Origin of the sequence: Mesorhizobium sp. M7A.F.Ca.AU.001.01.1.1 (assembly GCF_004022735.1) — a bacterium.
Lineage (GTDB): Bacteria > Pseudomonadota > Alphaproteobacteria > Rhizobiales > Rhizobiaceae > Mesorhizobium > Mesorhizobium ciceri.
On sequence record NZ_RZPF01000031.1, the window covers coordinates 1 to 16,538 of the forward strand.

12 protein-coding genes are annotated in these 16,538 nt (G+C 63.0%); 4 read left to right on the top strand and 8 right to left on the bottom strand.

The genetic code is table 11. From position 1 onward, the window contains the following. From EN884_RS03690 to EN884_RS03710, 4 genes are all read right to left on the bottom strand, one after another. On the bottom strand, positions 1-2,337 hold a 2,337-nt coding region (locus EN884_RS03690), incomplete at its 3' end, for an efflux RND transporter permease subunit (RefSeq protein ID WP_164894919.1). 199 nt (positions 2,338-2,536) lie between these two features. Continuing rightward, complete coding sequence (locus EN884_RS03695; RefSeq protein WP_063167611.1) at positions 2,537-3,688, bottom strand: efflux RND transporter periplasmic adaptor subunit; 1,152 nt, start codon at positions 3,686-3,688, stop codon at positions 2,537-2,539. A gap of 56 nt (positions 3,689-3,744) precedes the next feature. Further along, complete coding sequence (locus tag EN884_RS03700; protein ID WP_013532915.1) at positions 3,745-4,350, bottom strand: TetR family transcriptional regulator; 606 nt, start codon at positions 4,348-4,350, stop codon at positions 3,745-3,747. A 453-nt stretch (positions 4,351-4,803) separates the two neighbouring features. Then, positions 4,804-6,444 (bottom strand): acyl-CoA synthetase, encoded by a 1,641-nt coding sequence (locus EN884_RS03710; protein ID WP_063167610.1) that lies wholly within the window; start codon positions 6,442-6,444, stop codon positions 4,804-4,806. A gap of 190 nt (positions 6,445-6,634) precedes the next feature. On the opposite strand from EN884_RS03710, the gene EN884_RS03715 reads away from it, so the two are divergent. Then, entirely contained in the window at positions 6,635-7,600 is a 966-nt protein-coding gene (locus EN884_RS03715; protein WP_013532917.1) for a sugar-binding transcriptional regulator, read from the top strand. 91 nt (positions 7,601-7,691) lie between these two features. Continuing rightward, positions 7,692-9,746 (top strand): bifunctional aldolase/short-chain dehydrogenase, encoded by a 2,055-nt coding sequence (locus tag EN884_RS03720; protein ID WP_063167609.1) that lies wholly within the window; start codon positions 7,692-7,694, stop codon positions 9,744-9,746. Between the two features lie 52 nt (positions 9,747-9,798). Here EN884_RS03720 and EN884_RS03725 read toward each other — a convergent pair whose 3' ends face one another. The 4 genes from EN884_RS03725 to EN884_RS03740 form a co-directional block, all read right to left on the bottom strand. Then, positions 9,799-10,644 (bottom strand): acyl-CoA thioester hydrolase/BAAT C-terminal domain-containing protein, encoded by an 846-nt coding sequence (locus EN884_RS03725; RefSeq protein ID WP_063167608.1) that lies wholly within the window; start codon positions 10,642-10,644, stop codon positions 9,799-9,801. A gap of 101 nt (positions 10,645-10,745) precedes the next feature. Then, a complete protein-coding gene (locus EN884_RS03730; RefSeq protein ID WP_023808755.1) occupies positions 10,746-11,798 on the bottom strand; it encodes a substrate-binding domain-containing protein in 1,053 nt (350 codons plus the stop codon). Positions 11,799-11,849: 51 nt separating this feature from the next. Next, positions 11,850-12,845, bottom strand: a complete 996-nt coding sequence (locus tag EN884_RS03735; protein ID WP_128360473.1) for an ABC transporter permease — start codon at positions 12,843-12,845, stop codon at positions 11,850-11,852. 79 nt (positions 12,846-12,924) lie between these two features. Continuing rightward, positions 12,925-14,436: a sugar ABC transporter ATP-binding protein gene (locus tag EN884_RS03740; RefSeq protein ID WP_063167607.1), complete on the bottom strand. Its 1,512-nt coding sequence runs from the start codon at positions 14,434-14,436 to the stop codon at positions 12,925-12,927. 135 nt (positions 14,437-14,571) lie between these two features. Between EN884_RS03740 and mtnK the strand changes: the two genes are divergently transcribed. Both mtnK and EN884_RS03750 read left to right on the top strand, forming a co-directional pair. After that, positions 14,572-15,846, top strand: a complete 1,275-nt coding sequence (gene mtnK, locus EN884_RS03745) for an S-methyl-5-thioribose kinase (RefSeq protein WP_063167606.1) — start codon at positions 14,572-14,574, stop codon at positions 15,844-15,846. Continuing rightward, the coding region (locus EN884_RS03750; RefSeq protein ID WP_128360474.1) for a s-methyl-5-thioribose-1-phosphate isomerase at positions 15,843-16,538 on the top strand (696 nt) is incomplete at its 3' end. The genes mtnK and EN884_RS03750, both read left to right, overlap by 4 nt.

A 16,538-nucleotide genomic window follows, 5' to 3' on the forward strand; every position in this document is an offset into this window, starting at 1 on the left:
GATATAGACCGAGTCGACCGAGGACAGCAGGCTGCGGCTGGCATTCGGCTCGCGGGCGACGATGGACACCGTCTCCTCGCCGTCGCGGAAGTCGTCGAGCGGCGCGCCGGACATCGTCGCCTGCAGCATCTGGCGGATGCGCTGCGAGGTAACGCCGAGTGCGCGGGCACGATCCTGGTCGATGACCAGCTTCATCGCCGGAACCGGCTCCAGCCAGTCATCATGCACGGCGCCAAGCAGCGGATCTTCACGGAACTTCGCCTTCACCTGGTCGGCGATGCGGCGCACCTCCTGGCGATCCGGCCCCATGACGCGCATCTGCACCGGCCAGCCGGTCGGCGGACCGAGGAACAGACGATCGACCTTGGCACGGATGGACGGGAAGTCTTGCGCCAGAACGGTGCGCAACTTGACGATCAGACGCTCGCGAGCCGGTTCGTCATTGGCCATGACGAGCAACTGGGCAAAGTTGGGGTTGCTCAGCTGCTGGTCGAGCGGCAGGAAGAAGCGCGGCGCGCCCTCGCCGATATAGGTGGCGATGAAACGCTTGTCCTTGTCGTCCATCATCTTGGTCTCGAGCGCCTTGGCCTGCGCCTCGACTTCCTTGATGCTGGTGCCTTCCGGCAGCCAAAGGTCGACGAGGATTTCCGGCCGCGACGATTGCGGGAAGAAGTTCTGCGGAATGAACTGGAAAGCCCACAGGCTGGTGCCGAAGGTGACCAGCGTCATCACCAGGACGATGATGCGATGGCGCACGGCCCAGCTGACGGTGGCACGAAGCCGGCGGTAGAAACGCGTGTCGAAGACATCGTGATGGCTGCCGGCATGCTTGCGCTGCTTGAGGATCATGTTGCCGAGCCATGGCGTGAAATAGACCGCGACGAACCAGGAGACGATCAGCGCGATGCCGACGACATAAAACAGCGTGCGGACATATTCGCCGGCGGTCGAGGCCGCGAAGCCGACCGGAATAAAGCCGGCCGTGGTGATCAGCGTGCCGGTCAGCATCGGGAAGGCGGTCGAGGAATAGGCGAAGCTCGCCGCCTCGACCTTGACCATTCCCTCCTCCAGCTTGCGCTCCATCATCTCGACGACGATCATCGCGTCGTCGACCAGAAGACCGAGCGCGATGATCAGCGCGCCGAGCGAGATGCGCTGCAGGTCGATGCCGAGCTCGTACATGATGGCGAAGGTCGCGGCCAGCACCAGCGGGATGGCGATGGCGATGACCAGGCCGGAACGCCAACCGATCGACAGGAACGAGACCACGAGCACGATCAGCAACGCTTCGCCAAGCGCATGCATGAACTCCGCCACCGCATCGGTGACGACGCCCGGCTGGTCGGAGATCTGGTCGACCGCAACGCCGTAGGGCAGCGCCTCTTCGAAGCGCTTGTAGGTGGCCTCGACATCCTTGCCGACATCGGTAACCTTGAAGCCCTTGGCCATGACGACGCCCAACTGCACGCTGTCGTGACCGTTGAAGCGGTACTTTCGCTGGAACGGATCCTGCAACCCCGAACTCACCGTGGCGATGTCGCCCAGCCTCGTGACCTGACCGCCGGCGCGCAGGCGCAGGTTCCTGATATCCTCGACCTTGCCGACATCGCCCTCGACGGAAATGCGCACCGAGTTGGTGCCGGTATCGACGGAGCCGGCCGGGTCGACATTGTTCTGTCCCTTGATCGCATTCTGCAGATCGGTCAGCGTCAGGCCCCGTTCGGCCAGGGCCTTGGACGAGACGTCGATATAGAGCTTTTCAGGCTGGTCGCCGATGATAACGGCTTTTTCGACGCCGGGCGTCGTCAAAAGCATGTCGCGCGCCTGGATGGCGAACTTCTTCAGCTCGGGATAGCTGAAGCCGTCGCCGCTGATCGAATGCAGGGTGATAAAGGTGTCGCCGAATTCGTCGTTGAAATAGGGGCCGAGCAGACCTTGTGGCAAGTCACCGGCAATGTCACCGACCTTCTTGCGCACCTGGTAGAACGCGTCGGTCACCTCGGCGGTGTTGGTGTCGCCCTTGATCTGCACGGTGATGATGGCGCTGCCGGCGCGGGTGAAGGAGCGCACGAAATCGAGATGCGGCGTCTCCTGCAGCTTGCGTTCGATCTTGTTGACGACCTGGTCTTCCATCTCCTGGATCGAGGAGCCCGGCCAGATCGCCTGGACGACCATGACCCGGAAGGTGAAATCGGGATCTTCCTTCTGGCCCATGCGCATCAGGCCGAGCGCGCCGGAAATGATGATCAGGCCGAACAGGAACCGCGCAATGGCGGGATGGCCGATTGCCCAGCGCGACAGGTTGAAGGGCCGCTTCTCTTCCGTGGAATTGGTCATCGACGCTGGTCCATCTATCTAGCGCAACAAAATCGAGGGTTCGTAGTGGCTTCCGGGCGGCAAGGCTCTCCCAGCGGAGAAGCACTCATCGCGGTGGGACGCGAAATCGATGTGGGGGTTACATCAATCGAGCGTCTCGGTCGGGCGCCTGCCGCCCGGAAACCAGCGGCTGCGGGAACGCGCAGCCGGTTGTCTGTCGTCAGCGCACCTGCTTGGCGTCGCCGTCCGCCGCGGATGCCGATTGCAGCGCCGTATCACCGGCGAGCTTCACCTTGAGGTTCTCGGTCATGAATTGCGTGCCGGCGGCGACCACGACATCGCCGGGTTTCAAACCCTCCGCGACACGCACGCCATCGGCGGCGAACTCGGCAACCTTGATCGGACGAGCATGAACGGTGTCGGCGCCACGATCGACGGTCCAGACGATCGATTGGGTGCCTTGCTCGGCCAGTGCGCTCAGGGGGATCGAGACCAGCTGCCGCTCATTGGCCGCCGTGGCTTCGATGCTGGCGGTCATGCCGAGCAGCACACGCGGATCGTTGGGCAGGCTGACGCGGACGGCAAAGGTGCGTGATTGCGGATCGGCGCTGCCGGCGACTTCGCGGACCTTGCCGTCGAGCGCCAGCGCATCGTCGGACCAGAAGCCCGCCTTGACCGCCTTGCCCGGCTTGAATTCGGCGATTTCCATTTCGGGGACGGCGATCAGCACTTCCTTTTCGCCGTCGACAGCGACAGTGACAACCGGCGTGCCGGAACCGACCACCTGGCCAACGTCGGCGCTGACCGTGGTGACGATGCCATCCCTGTCGGCCTTGAGATCGGTATAACCGACCTGGTTCTTCGCCTGAGCCAGTGTCGAAAGGGCGGAATCACGGGTGGCGACCGCTTGGTCATAGGTCAAGGTCGCCTGTTCGAGCTGTGATTTCGGGGCAAAATTCTTGGCAAAAAGCTGCTCGGCACGCTTGCGGGCGAGTTCCACGGTCTCGACCTGCCGCTCGGCGGCATCGAGCGCTGCCTGCGCGCTCTTGACCGAAAGGTCGTAGTCAATGGGATCGATGCGGGCGAGCACATCGCCCGAGGCCACATGCTGGCCGATATCGACGAGGCGCTCGGTGATCTTGCCATTGACGCGGAATGCCAGAGCGCTCTCGGTGCGGGCCCTCACCGACCCGGAATAGGAGAGCGTGCGGGTGTCATGTACCTTCGCGATCTCGACAACCTTGACCGGGCGGATGATATCCTTGACTTCGGTTTTTTCCTGGCTGCAGCCGGCAAGCCCGAGAGTGGCGGTGACAAGCAGCACCGGGCCTACAGCGGGCAACCTGCCGATGATTGAACTGAACGAAGACACGCGCGTACTCCCGAAATGGAGATGAATCGTTGAAACCGGCGCCCGGCGGGCGGAGGCTACTTCAAGGCCTTGATTGCATAGTCGACGAGGTCGTCAGGCATTGCCCGGTTGGTCTTGGCAAGGCATTGCGCCACCATCTGCGGATGACACAGGATGACGGTCGCGGCGCCGAAACAGCGAGACGCGATAACCGGATCCTGTTTTCTGAACTCACCGGCCTCGATCCCGTCACGAATGATTTCCGCGAACAGGTCGTGAATGCTGTCGACATGCTTGTCGATCACACCCCAATCCCGTTCGAGGGCGACGATGACCATCTCGTGGACCTTCTGGTCGTCGAGCATGACCTCCATCGTCATCTTGTATTGCGCATGCACGTAGCGCCGGAGCCGCTCCTCGGCGCTGATCGGCAGGCGCGAAATCTCGTAGGCCATCTTGTAGCTGGCGCCGAGCATCCGGCCGCAGACGGCCTGGTGGATTTCGACCTTGGAGGCGAAGAAACGGTAGATGTTGGCCGGCGACATGCCGAGCTCACGCGCAATGTCGGCGACATTGGTCTTGCCGTAGCCATAGTGCCGGAACAGGCGCTCGGCGCAATCGAGAATGCGCGTTACATTTTCCTGTCGGGCGGCTTCGGCGACTATGGTGGCGGCTTCGGACATGATCCTCTATCGATTTACGAGTGACGAATTTTGATTTTCATCACTCGTAAATCGAAAAGAAGGACCTGTCAATGCGGATTCGGTATACACGTACGAATGGTGACAGATGGTGACAGTGAGAAGGTGGAATCGACGATCGCCGTTAGCGGCTGGCCCTGATGAATTCGTCATCCTAGGGCGAAGCAAGGAGCGAAGCGACGCGGCGCAGACCCTAGGATCCATGCCGCGACGTTGGTCAAAGAGTGCGACGGATCAACAGGTTTACACCGGTCAGCGAGCTGTAGCCTGCAGCCGCCATTCTCGACTGTCGGAGCTCGGCCGCAAGGTGACGGCATGGATCCCTTGGGCTGCGGAGCAGCTCCAGGGTTTCCGCGACGTCGCTCGCGACTGCTACACCCTAGGATGACGAAGCCCGCGACAAATTGTCGAGGCGAAGCATGGGTGGCGATGCAGCTAAGCCCCCTTGGCCATCTCGCGTAGCCGGAATTTCTGGATCTTGCCGGTCGAGGTTTTCGGGATTTCGGCGAAGATGACCGCCTTCGGCACTTTGAACCGGGCAAGCAGCGCGCGGCAGTGATCGATGATCTCGGCTTCGGTCGCGACCTTGCCGGGTTTCAGCTCGACATAGGCAACAGGCACTTCGCCCCATTTGTCGTCGGGCCTGGCGACGACGCCGCAAGAGGCAACCGACGGGTGCTTGTAGAGCGCGTCCTCGACCTCGATAGAGGAAATGTTCTCGCCACCGGAGATGATGATGTCCTTGGAGCGGTCCTTGAGCTGGATGTAGCCATCGGGGTGCATGACGCCGAGATCGCCGGAATGGAACCAGCCGCCGGCGAAGGCTTCGTCGCTCGCCTTGCGGTTTTTCAGGTAGCCTTTCATGACGATGTTGCCGCGGAACATGACCTCGCCGATTGTCTCGCCGTCGGCCGGTGTCGTCCGCATCGTCTCGGGGTCCATGACCGTCAGGCCTTCGAGCGCTGCATAGCGCACGCCCTGCCGCGCCTTCCTGGCGCTGCGCTCGCCCTTTTCGAGATCATCCCAGGCGCCGTGCCATTCGTTGACGACCGCCGGGCCATAGGTCTCGGTCAGGCCGTAGAGATGGGTGACGGCAAAGCCGGCATCCGCCATCCCCGACAGCACGGCTTCCGGCGGGGGTGCTGCAGCCGTGTTGAAAGTGACCGTCTGCGGAAATGCGCGCTTGTCCTCGTCCCTGGCATTGATCAGCACCGACATGACGACCGGCGCGCCGCACAGATGGGTGACGCCCTGATCGGCGATCGCATCGTAGATCGGCTTCGGCCGCACCCAGCGCAGACAGACATGGGTGCCGGCCTGGACGGCGAGCGTCCAGGGAAAGCACCAGCCATTGCAGTGGAACATCGGCAGCGTCCACAAATAGACCGCGTGCTTGGCCATGCCGGCATGGATGGTGTTGGTGTAGGCCATCAGGGCCGCACCGCGATGGTGGTAGACGACGCCCTTCGGATTGCCCGTCGTTCCGGACGTGTAGTTGAGCGAAATCGCATCCCACTCGTCGTCGGGCATCGACCAGGCGAAGTCCGCGTCGCCGCCTGCGACAAATGCCTCATAGTCCAGTGAGCCTACCCGCTCGCCCTTTGGGTACGGCGCGTCGGCGGCGTATTCGGGATCGTCATAGTCGATGACCAGCGGCTTGACCCTGGCCAGTTCCAGGGCCTGCTTGACGACGCCGGAGAATTCGCGGTCGACGATCAGCAGCTTGGTCTCGGCATGATCGAGTTGGAAAGCGATGACCGCCGCATCGAGGCGGGTGTTGAGCGAATGCAGCACCGCCTTGGTCATCGGCACGCCGAAATGCGCCTCCAGCATCGGCGGCGTGTTTGACAGCATGACGGTGACGGTGTCGCCCTTGCCGATGCCGCGCTTCTGAAGGGCCGAGGCAAGCTTCAGCGACCGCTGCCAGAAAGTGCGATAGTCGATGCGCTGGCGGCCATGGATGATGGCGATATGGTCGGGATAGGTCTTGGCCGCGCGCTCCAGATAGGTGAGCGGCGTCAGCGGCTGATGGTTGGCCGCGTTCTTGTCGAGATCCTGTTCGTAAGGATTGCCCATCCCATGCTCCCCGCGATTTTCTTTCAGACGTTCTAATCACAGGCTCGGGCCGCGTCACCACAAACGATGCCACGACAGAGCGCATTCGGCACAATGATGAACCAGATTCGGCGCAAGCGGGAGCATCGCATACCTCTGCCCAGTTTGACTTTTGTCGAGAGCCGTGAATAATGTCAGCTGAGGAGACGGCATGGCGATCCGACCGGCAGAACAACTCATCCACAAGGCCGCCTGGCTCTACTATGCCCATGGCCTGCGGCAGGACCAGGTGGCGAGCCAGCTTAACATTTCCCGTGCCTCGGTCGCCATGTACCTGCGCAAGGCGCGCGAGACCGGCATCGTCAACATCTCGACTTCGACCCAGCTTTTCACCGACGACGTGCTGGCGCGCAAGCTCGAGGATGCGCTGAGCCTCGACGCCGTCTGGATCGCGCCGGAGAATGATCATATTGCCGACCCGTCGACGGAAATCGCCGTGCTGGCGGCGAGCGTCTTTCTCGAACTGGTCAAGAAGGGCGACCGCATCGGCGTCGCCTGGGGCCGCACCGTCTATATGATTGCCGACGTCATGTCCTATGCCGACCTGCAGGATGTCACGGTGGTGCAGCTCTGCGGCAATCTCGGCGCGCCCTATTCCTATCGCCCCGACCAATGCACTATGGAAATCGCGCGGCGGCTCAACGCCAAAGGGCTCAATTTCTACGCGCCGCTGGTGCTGTCTACGGAAGAACTTGCGCGTGCGCTGCGTGCCGAGCCGGTGATCCGGGAACAATTGTCGGGTGTCGGCGAATGCGACCTGGCGTTATACTCGGTCGGCGCGGTCGACGCCGACAGCCATCTGGTCAAATGCGGCGCGCTGACGCCAAGCGAAATGGCGGATCTGCGCAGCCAAGGCGCTGCCGGCGTGATTGCCGGGCAGATCATAGACGCCGAGGGCAAGGTGCTCGACTGCAGTTATAACAGGCGGGTGATCTCCGCCGAGCTTGCCTCGCTGCGCGCCATCGCCAGGCGGTTGGTGGTGGTGCAGGAGGACAGCAAGTTCGAACCGCTGCTCGCGGCGATCGCCGGCGGCCTTTGCACGCATCTGGTGGTCGGCGCACACATGGCGCAGCGGCTCCTGGATCATGCGGCTGCCACGACAGAAAAGGCCTCCTAGGAAATCCCCTCTCCGTCGCCGGCGCATTGTCATCAAAGCGTCGCGGCATTGCTGTTTCACCATCAAAGACAAACAACCGGACGAAGCGAACATGAAGAATTTGTGGAATGACGAAGCAGCCGAAAAACTCGTCGCAGACTACGCGAAAAAGGGTGTCGGCCGCGACCTGGCGCTGCGCGTCTACACGACCCGGCTGCTCGGCGGCGAACCACGGCTGGTCCTGCATGGCGGCGGCAACACCTCTTGCAAGACGACGGCAACCGACCTCGTCGGCGACCAGTGGGACGTGCTGTGCGTCAAGGGCAGCGGCTGGGACATGGGCGTCATCGAGCCGCAGGGCCTGCCGGCGGTCAAGCTCAAGCCGCTGCTCAAGGCGCGCGCGCTGAACAGGCTGGCCGACGAGGACATGGTTGCCCTGCAACGCGTCAACCTCATCGATCCGTCCTCGCCCAACCCGTCGGTCGAGACGCTGCTGCATGCCTTCCTGCCGCACAAATTCGTCGACCACACGCACTCGACCGCCATTCTCGCCATCGTCGACCAGGAGGACTCCAAGCCGCTGGTGACCACGGTTTTCGGCGCCAAGATGGGCTATGTGCCCTACATCATGCCCGGCTTCGACCTCGCCAAGGCGGCTGCCGACATCTTCGACGCCGATCCTGATGTCGAGGGCCTGATCCTCGACAAGCATGGCATCTTCACCTTCGGCGACGATGCGAAGCAGGCCTACGACCGGATGATCCATTATGTGAACGTCGCCGAGGACTTCATTGCCGCAAGTGGCAAGCCGAAGGCGGCAAAGGCAGCCTTGCCAGCAAAGCTCGCGACGCCGGCGTCGATCGCGCCGATGCTGCGCGGCGCGGTGGCGGTAGCGCGCGGCGAAGGCCGCTTCGACCGAATGGTCAGCGATTTCCGCACTTCGCCGGCAATTGTCGATTTCATCAATTCAGCCGAGATCGCCGATTATGCCGGGCGCGGCGTCTCGACGCCCGATCTGTCGATCCGCATCAAGACCGGGCCGATGGCGCTGCCGGCGCCCGACGCGGACAAGGCCGGCGACTACAAGGCGGTGATCAAGAGCCATGTCGACGCGTTCGCCAAGGATTATCGCGCCTATTTCGAAACCAATGATGCGCTCGACGACGTCAAGCGCACCATGCTCGACCAGATGCCGCGGCTGACGCTGGTGCCCGGCCTCGGCATGTTCGGCCACGGCCGCACCCTGAAGGACGCGAAGATCGCGTCGGATGTCGGTGAGATGTGGATCGAGGCAGTGCGTGGCGCCGAGGCCGTCGGCCGGTTCCATCCGCTTTCCAAGGCCGACCTGTTCCCGCTCGAATACTGGTCGCTGGAACAGGCCAAGCTCGCCTCCAACAAGCCGAAGCCGCTGACCGGCCAGGTGGTGCTGATCACCGGCGGTGCCGGCGCGATCGGTGCAGCGACGGCAAAGCTGTTCGCCGACAATGGCGCCCATGCCGTCGTCGTCGATCTCGACGCCGAAAAAGCCGCCGATGCAGCGAAGAAAGCCGGCAACAATTCGATCGGCGTCGCCGCAGACATCACCGACCCGGCACAGGTGCGTGCCGCCTTCGACAAAGCGGTCGCCGTGTTCGGCGGTGTCGACATCCTGGTTTCCAATGCCGGCGCCGCCTGGGAAGGCCGCATCGGCGAGCTTGACGACGCGCTCCTGCGCAAGAGTTTCGAGCTCAATTTCTTCGCCCACCAATCGGTGGCGCAGAACGCCGTGCGCATCATGCTCGAACAGGGCACAGGCGGCGTGCTTCTGTTCAACACCTCCAAGCAGGCCGTCAACCCCGGCCCGAAGTTCGGCGCCTATGGCGTGCCGAAGGCGGCGACGCTGTTCCTGTCCAGGCAGTACGCGCTCGACTATGGCGCGCATGGCATCCGCTCGAACGCCGTCAACGCCGACCGCATCCGCTCGGGCCTTTTGACCGACGCCATGATTGCCAGCCGCTCAGGCGCGCGCGGCGTGTCGGAGAAGGACTACATGTCCGGCAATCTGCTCGGCCAGGAAGTGACGGCGCAGGACGTGGCGCAGGCCTTCCTGCATCATGCGCTGGCCGACCGCACCACCGCCGACGTGACGACCGTCGACGGCGGCAATATCGCGGCAGCGATGCGGTAGGGAAACCGGCCGAGACTGACGCAAAACAGGCGAAGGTATTCGGGATCTGCAGCTACAGCAGTTCTCGGATGCCTTCCCACGCCATTCTGCCCAACCGTGATTCGGCCTCGTCATTGCCGCCATGTGCATGCAATGTCGAGCGTGGTGTGTTCTCGCCAGGCAAGAGAATGCGATGCCCCGCATCCGGCGATGACACGAGATGTGTGATCTTGCCTGCTTCGCTGCGCCGCCGAACAATTTCTGTCGCGAACCATAGCGAGGGCCACAGCGCATCGTCGCCGCCTGCGACCAGCAGGATCTCGGCCGATGCGGTCTCAACGGGGATGGTCGCCGCAGCCGCTTCCTGCCTGAAGGTTTTCAAGCAATGTTCGAAGAGTCCCCTGTAGGATACCAAGCCATCCACGTATTCTGGTGTCCAGTTTGGATCCGTCGGCACAAACGGCAGGGGGATTCCGTCGAGCGACCATGAGGATCGTTCAGGCCAGCTGACGCCATCCGGGCCAGCACCAATATTTCCCCAAATCACCGATGACGGGCTGATGGCGACCACAGCGTCGATGCGCGGGTCATGGACCGCCGCAAGCAGTGAGGCCTCGGCACCCTTGGATGTGCCGACATAGACGATGCGGTGGCATCCTGTTTCAAGGAGACAATCGGTTGCCGCGAAGAAGGTTTCGAGGGGAATTTCGCATATTCCGGGAGGCTGGCCCTCACCGCCGAACCATTGCAGGGCCAAAGCCGACGAGCCCTCGTTTGCAAAGAGCCGTGCGCGCCCGACATCGACGCGGCCACTCGACCCACCCAACACCACGACACCCGTGGTGGCCTGCGGGCATCGAAACAAGGTTCCGGCGACGGCGCCGGACAGGTTTTCCTCGATTGCCGCCTGAGCTTCCATATACGCACCGAACCTTGGGCCGGAGCCTGGCGCCGGCTGCAGATATTCAGCAAAAAGGCCGCCTGCAGCAAGCGGCTGCAGGCGGCCTTCGATAGCGAAAGTTACTTGGCGTTCGGGTTCGGCATCCAGGCCGGCATCGCGACATCGGCGTGGGCGAACTGCGGCAGCTTGGCCGACAGGTCCTCCATGTTCTTGATGTCCTTGTCGATGAGGTCCTTCTGGGTGATCAGTGTCGGCGGCACGACGACGTTGTGGCCGGGGTCTTCACCGGCCAGCAGCTGTGCCAGCGCACGCACCGAGACCTGGCCGACGACGGCCGGGTTGGTCGCGGCGGTCGCGGCCCAGGCGCTGTCGGGCTCGCGCATCGCAGCGATGTCCGAGGTCGAAATGTCGGCCGAATAGATCTTGATGCCCTTGTTCAAGCCCGCTTCGTCGACAGCGATCTTCACGCCCTTGGCGAATTCGTCATAGGGAGCGAACATCACCTTGATGTCGGGATGCGCCGTCAGCACCGAACGCGCCTGGTTGGCGACGGAGTTGGCGATCGGATTGTCGAGCGTGCCGAACATCGCGACTTCCTTGATGCCGGCATATTTCTTCTTGACGTCAACCCAGGTCTCGTTGCGGCGGTCGAGCGGCGCGATGCCGGCGACATAGACATAGCCGGCATTCCAGCTCTCGCCATTGTCCTTGACCGCCTGCTCGAGCGCGAGGCGTGCCAGGTCGCGATCGGACTGTTCGATCTGCGGGATCTTGGGGTTTTCGACATTGACGTCGAAGGCCACAACCTTGATGCCGGCGTCGACCGCACGCTGCGCGGCGTCCTTCATCGATTCCGTCAGGCCGTGCTGGATGATGATGCCCTGCACGCCGAGCGCGATGGCCTGGTCGACCATGTCGGACTGAAGAGCCGCATCCTGGCGGCTGTCGAGGACGCGCAGGTCGATGCCGAGCGCCTTCGACTGCGCCTCGACGCCCGAGAGATAGGCCTGGAAGAAGTCGCCGGTCGAGAGATAGCGCACCAGCGCGATCTTGACGCCGGGCTTGTCGAAGGGCGCCGGCTTGTCCGCGGCAAAAGCCGGGACCTGCATCAGCATAGTTGCGCCGGCCAATCCGAGCGCCACCTTCCCCAGAAGTCTTCTTGTAATGCTCACTTTGTTTTCCTCCACTCTTGTTGAACTCGAAAATCCTGTTCCGGTCGAAAGCTATCTCCTGCCCCTGCCCGAAAGCGCAAAGGTGAAGACAAGGGCGACGACCAGAACCACGCCCTTGATGAAATCCTGCGTGTAGTAAGGCGCGTTCATCATCGTCAGGCCCTGAAGCAAGATGCCGACGAACAGCGCGCCGATGGCGGTGCCGAAGGCGTTCGGCTTGGCGGCACCCAGCACCGCGTAGCCGATCAGCGCTGCGGCAACCGCATCGAGCAGCAGATTATTACCCGAGGCGATGTCGCCGCGTCCAAGCCGGGCAGCGAGCAAAATGCCCCCGATCGAGGCAAAAACACCTGAAATGACGTAAGCCCAGATCTTGTATGCCTTGACAGGCGCGCCGGCGAGTTCGGCGGCGCGCTCATTGCTGCCGACGGCATACATCATGCGGCCGAAACGGGTGTATTCGAGGAAGAACCAGATCAGCACGGCGAGCACGAGCAGCACCACCACCGACACTGGAATGAGGTTCGGGATGAAGAAGTCGAAGCGGTGGCGGCCAAGCGCCAGGAAGGCGTCGGAGAATTTGCCGTTGGCGACCGAACCATCAGGCATGGTCATGCCGGTGGCGATCGAGTGGCCTTCGGTTGGAATGCGCTGCAGGCCGACGAGCAGGAACATCATGCCGAGCGTCGCCAGCAGATCGGGCACACGCATGTAGACGATCAGCCAGCCATTGATCAGGCCGACGATGGCGCCGATGAGCAGGCAGACGACGACCGCGACAAGGGCGTTCTGCTCCAGCACCACCATGACATAGGCGGCCGCCATCATGGCTGAGGTGGCGACCGAGCCGATCGACAGATCAAAACCTCCGACGACCAGCGTGGCGGTGACGCCGAGCGCCAGCACGCCGGTGATGGCGACCGACTGGAAGATGAAAACCGCACTTTGCGGCGAAACGAAACCGTCGGCGGCGATCGAGAAATAGGCGACGAGCCCGAACAAGAGCACGATGAATCCGTAGCGGATGGCGTGGTCGCGCAATGTCATTCGGCGCTCCCGCGCGCTGCTGCCGTTTTTAGCCAATCCGAACCCATGCTCTTTCCATTCCCATTCCTAACGCCCGCGCTCAGGCGGCACTGTGCAGCGGCCCGCCGGCGACCTCGGCCAACAGGCGGTCGAGATCGACATCGGCATTGCGGTGCTCGCCGACGATGGTCTGTTCCGACATGACCAGGATGCGATCGGCGGTCTCCAGCGCCTCGTCGAGTTCGGTGACGAACAGCAGCGTGGCGCGTCCGTTTGCACTGGCCCTGAGCTTGGCGGCGATGTCGCGCCGGGCGGAAATATCGACGCCCTGAAACGGCTCGTCCAGAATGAACAGTCTCGCATGCTGGGCCATCCAGCGGGCGACCATCACCTTCTGCTGGTTGCCGCCGGAGAGCTCCGACATCTCGTCCTTCTCGGAGCGGCAGACGATGCCCAGCTCCTCGATCTGCCGGCGCGCCGTGGCGCGTTCCAGACGGCGCTTGAGAACAGCGAAACGTGACATGCGCTTGTGAAACGGCAGGCTGATATTTTCCTGGATGTTGAAGCCGCCGACGATGCCGTTCTCGCCGCGGTCCTTGGCAACGAGGAACACGCCGGCGGCGATCGCCTCGCCGGCTGTTTCAGGCGCATAAGGCCTGCCGTTCAGCGTCATTGTGCCGGCCAGCGGCTGGCGCACGCCAAACAGCGTCTCGGCAAGCGCCGTCTTGCCGACGCCGACGAGGCCGGTGATGGCAACGACCTCACCGTCGCCGAGCGTCAGCGAGATCGGCCGTGCGCCTTGTGCGATGCGCAGACCGTCTATCTTGAAGACGGCATTGGCCGAATCCCTGACAACAATCCGGTCGAGATGGATCTTGCGGCCGAGCATGGCGTTGACCGCGCCTTCATAGTCGAGCGGTTTCTTGTCGAAAATGCCTGAGATGATCCCGTCCCGCATGGATACGATGCGGTCGGCCAGCCGCCTTATGTCCGACATACGGTGCGAGATGTAGAGGATGGCCACGCCTTGCTCGCGCAGCCTGTCGATCAGGGCAAACAGCCGATCAGCCTCGGCGCTGGAGAGCGATGAGGTCGGCTCGTCGAGGATCAGCACTTTCGGCTTGTGCGCCAGCGCGCGGGCAATCGCCACCATCTGACGATCGGCCAGCGAAAGATCACTCACCCGCGCCTTCAAATCGATGGCCAGCCCCATGCGGTCGGCAACCGTCTTGGCCTCTCGCCGCACGCGCATTGGATTGAACAGGGTCGGCGCACCGCTGCCGCTCAGCCGGTCCAGCGTCAGGTTGGTGGCGACGTCGAGATCGGCGACGACACCGTCGTTGATGTTCTGATGCACGGTGACGACGCCGGCGCGGATCGCCTCGGCCGGGGTTTTCGGCGCGAAATCCTGGTCGGCGAGCGCCATCGTCCCGCCGCCGCGTTCGTAGACACCAGAGATGATCTTGACGAGGGTGGATTTGCCGGCGCCGTTGGCGCCCATCAGCACGGTCACTTCACCGGCATGCAGTTCCAGCGAGACGCCGCCAAGCACCTCGTTATGGCCAAAGGATTTCCTCAGTCCCTCTACGCGGAACACGGCATTGCCGACCATGCGTTCCTCCCTGACATGACGCTATGGGCTGTATCGGCAATTGTCAACACGATTGACAATTGCCAGATCGCTTCCTAGCTTGGCCCGGCCGCCACGCCTCCGTTATGTTGGAAGCGCATATGCGGGAGGATAACGATGACTGAAGAATTGCCGTTCGAAGCCCTATCGGTCGAAACCCTGGCTGCACGCCTTGGCGGCAACGAGGCGCTGTGCGCGAAGATCGGCAAGGACACCGGCGCCTGGAAGGTCCGCGAGGTCGGCGACGGCAATCTCAACCTGGTGTTCATCGTCGAGGGCGCCAGCGGTGCGGCCGTGGTCAAGCAGGCCCTGCCCTATGTCCGCCTGGTCGGCGACAGCTGGCCGCTGCCGTTGAAGCGCTCCTTCTTCGAATATCACGCGCTGACCAGGCAAGAGGCGCGCGCGCCGGGCTCGGTGCCGGCGATCCATTATTTCGATGAAGGTCAGGCGCTGATCATCATGGAATATCTTGCGCCGCCGCATATCATCCTGCGCCGTGCCCTGATCGACGGCCGCCAACTGCCGAACATCGCCCGGGATATCGGCCTGTTCATGGCCCGCACGCTGTTTCGCGGCTCCGACCTGCATATGACCGCCAAGGACCGCAAGGCCGATCTGGCGCTGTTCGCCGACAATGCCGAGCTTTGCGACATCACCGAAAACCTCGTGTTCTCCGATCCCTATTTCGATGCCAAGATGAACCGGCACACCTCGCCGCAGCTCGACGGCCTGGTCGCCGAACTGCGCGCCGACCGCGACCTCAAGGTCGAGGCGCAGCGGCTGAAGCACATCTTCGCCGCCAATGCCGAAACGCTGCTGCATGGCGACCTGCATTCCGGTTCGATCATGGTCACCGACACGGAGACCCGGATGATCGATCCGGAGTTCGCCTTCTACGGCCCGATGGCTTTCGACGTCGGCATGCTGCTTGCCAATTTCTGGATGTCCTTCTTCTCGCAACGCGGTCACGAACAGAAGGGCAAGCGCGACGCCATGCGCGCCTATCTGCTCGGTGTGACGGTCGAGACCTGGGCGGTGTTCCGCGCCGAGTTTTCGCATCTATGGCGCAGCGAGCGCACCGGCATGCTCTACCAAAAGAGCCTGTTCGAGGACCAGGGCGACATCCTTGCCTCAGAGCAGGCGCTCGACCATGTGCTGCACCAGATCTGGACCGATCTGCTAGGCTTTGCCGGCGTCGAAGTGCACCGGCGCATCCTCGGTCTCGCTCACAATGCCGATTTCGAGACCATTGCCGACGAGGATCTGCGCGCCAGTTGTGAAGCAAAGGCGCTGAAATTCGGCCGCCACCTCGCCGTCAACCGGCGCCAGATCCACAGCATCGACGAGGTCAACCAACTGGCCGCGCTGATCGAACAGGAGAGCAGCATTTGAACGTCGGCGACCGCCACTATCGCACCATCTGGCTGAGCGACGATGGCCGTTCGGTCGATATCATCGACCAGCGCTGGCTGCCGCATGATTTCCGCATCGAGAGGATCGGCACGGTTGCCGGCATCGCCACCGCCATCCGCGACATGTGGGTGCGCGGCGCGCCGCTGATCGGCGTCACCGCTGCCTATGGCGTCGCCATGCAGATGGCCGACGATGCGTCGGATGCAGCGCTCGACGCCGTGTGGGAGACCCTGCACGAGACGCGGCCGACCGCGATCAATCTGCGCTGGGCGCTGGACGAAATGCGGCGCTTCCTGCGGCCTTTGCCTACCGAACAACGCGCTGCAGCCGCCTATCGGCGGGCCAGTGAGATCGCCGACGAAGATGTCGGCCTCAACCGCGCCATCGGCGAGAACGGTCTCACCATCATCAAGGCGATCGCGGCGCGCAAGCAGAAGGGCGAGCCGGTCAACATCCTGACCCATTGCAATGCCGGCTGGCTGGCGACGGTCGATTACGGCACGGCGACCGCGCCGATCTACCTGGCCACAGAAGCCGGCATTCCGGTCCATGTCTATGTCGACGAGACGCGGCCGCGCAACCAGGGCGCCCAGCTGACCGCCTGGGAGATGGCCGGGCACGGCGTGCCGCACACGCTGATCGTCGACAATGCCGGCGGCCATCTGACGCAG

Excerpts from the sequence above, each read along its gene's own strand:
- EN884_RS03700 (WP_013532915.1), bottom strand. The coding sequence starts at position 4,350 with ATGTCCGAAGCCGCCACCATAGTCGCCGAAGCCGCCCGACAGGAAAAT.
- EN884_RS03710 (WP_063167610.1), bottom strand. The coding sequence starts at position 6,444 with ATGGGCAATCCTTACGAACAGGATCTCGACAAGAACGCGGCCAACCAT.
- EN884_RS03715 (WP_013532917.1), top strand. The coding sequence starts at position 6,635 with ATGGCGATCCGACCGGCAGAACAACTCATCCACAAGGCCGCCTGGCTC.
- EN884_RS03720 (WP_063167609.1), top strand. The coding sequence starts at position 7,692 with ATGAAGAATTTGTGGAATGACGAAGCAGCCGAAAAACTCGTCGCAGAC.
- EN884_RS03725 (WP_063167608.1), bottom strand. The coding sequence starts at position 10,644 with ATGGAAGCTCAGGCGGCAATCGAGGAAAACCTGTCCGGCGCCGTCGCC.
- EN884_RS03735 (WP_128360473.1), bottom strand. The coding sequence starts at position 12,845 with ATGACATTGCGCGACCACGCCATCCGCTACGGATTCATCGTGCTCTTG.
- EN884_RS03740 (WP_063167607.1), bottom strand. The coding sequence starts at position 14,436 with ATGGTCGGCAATGCCGTGTTCCGCGTAGAGGGACTGAGGAAATCCTTT.
- mtnK (WP_063167606.1), top strand. The coding sequence starts at position 14,572 with ATGACTGAAGAATTGCCGTTCGAAGCCCTATCGGTCGAAACCCTGGCT.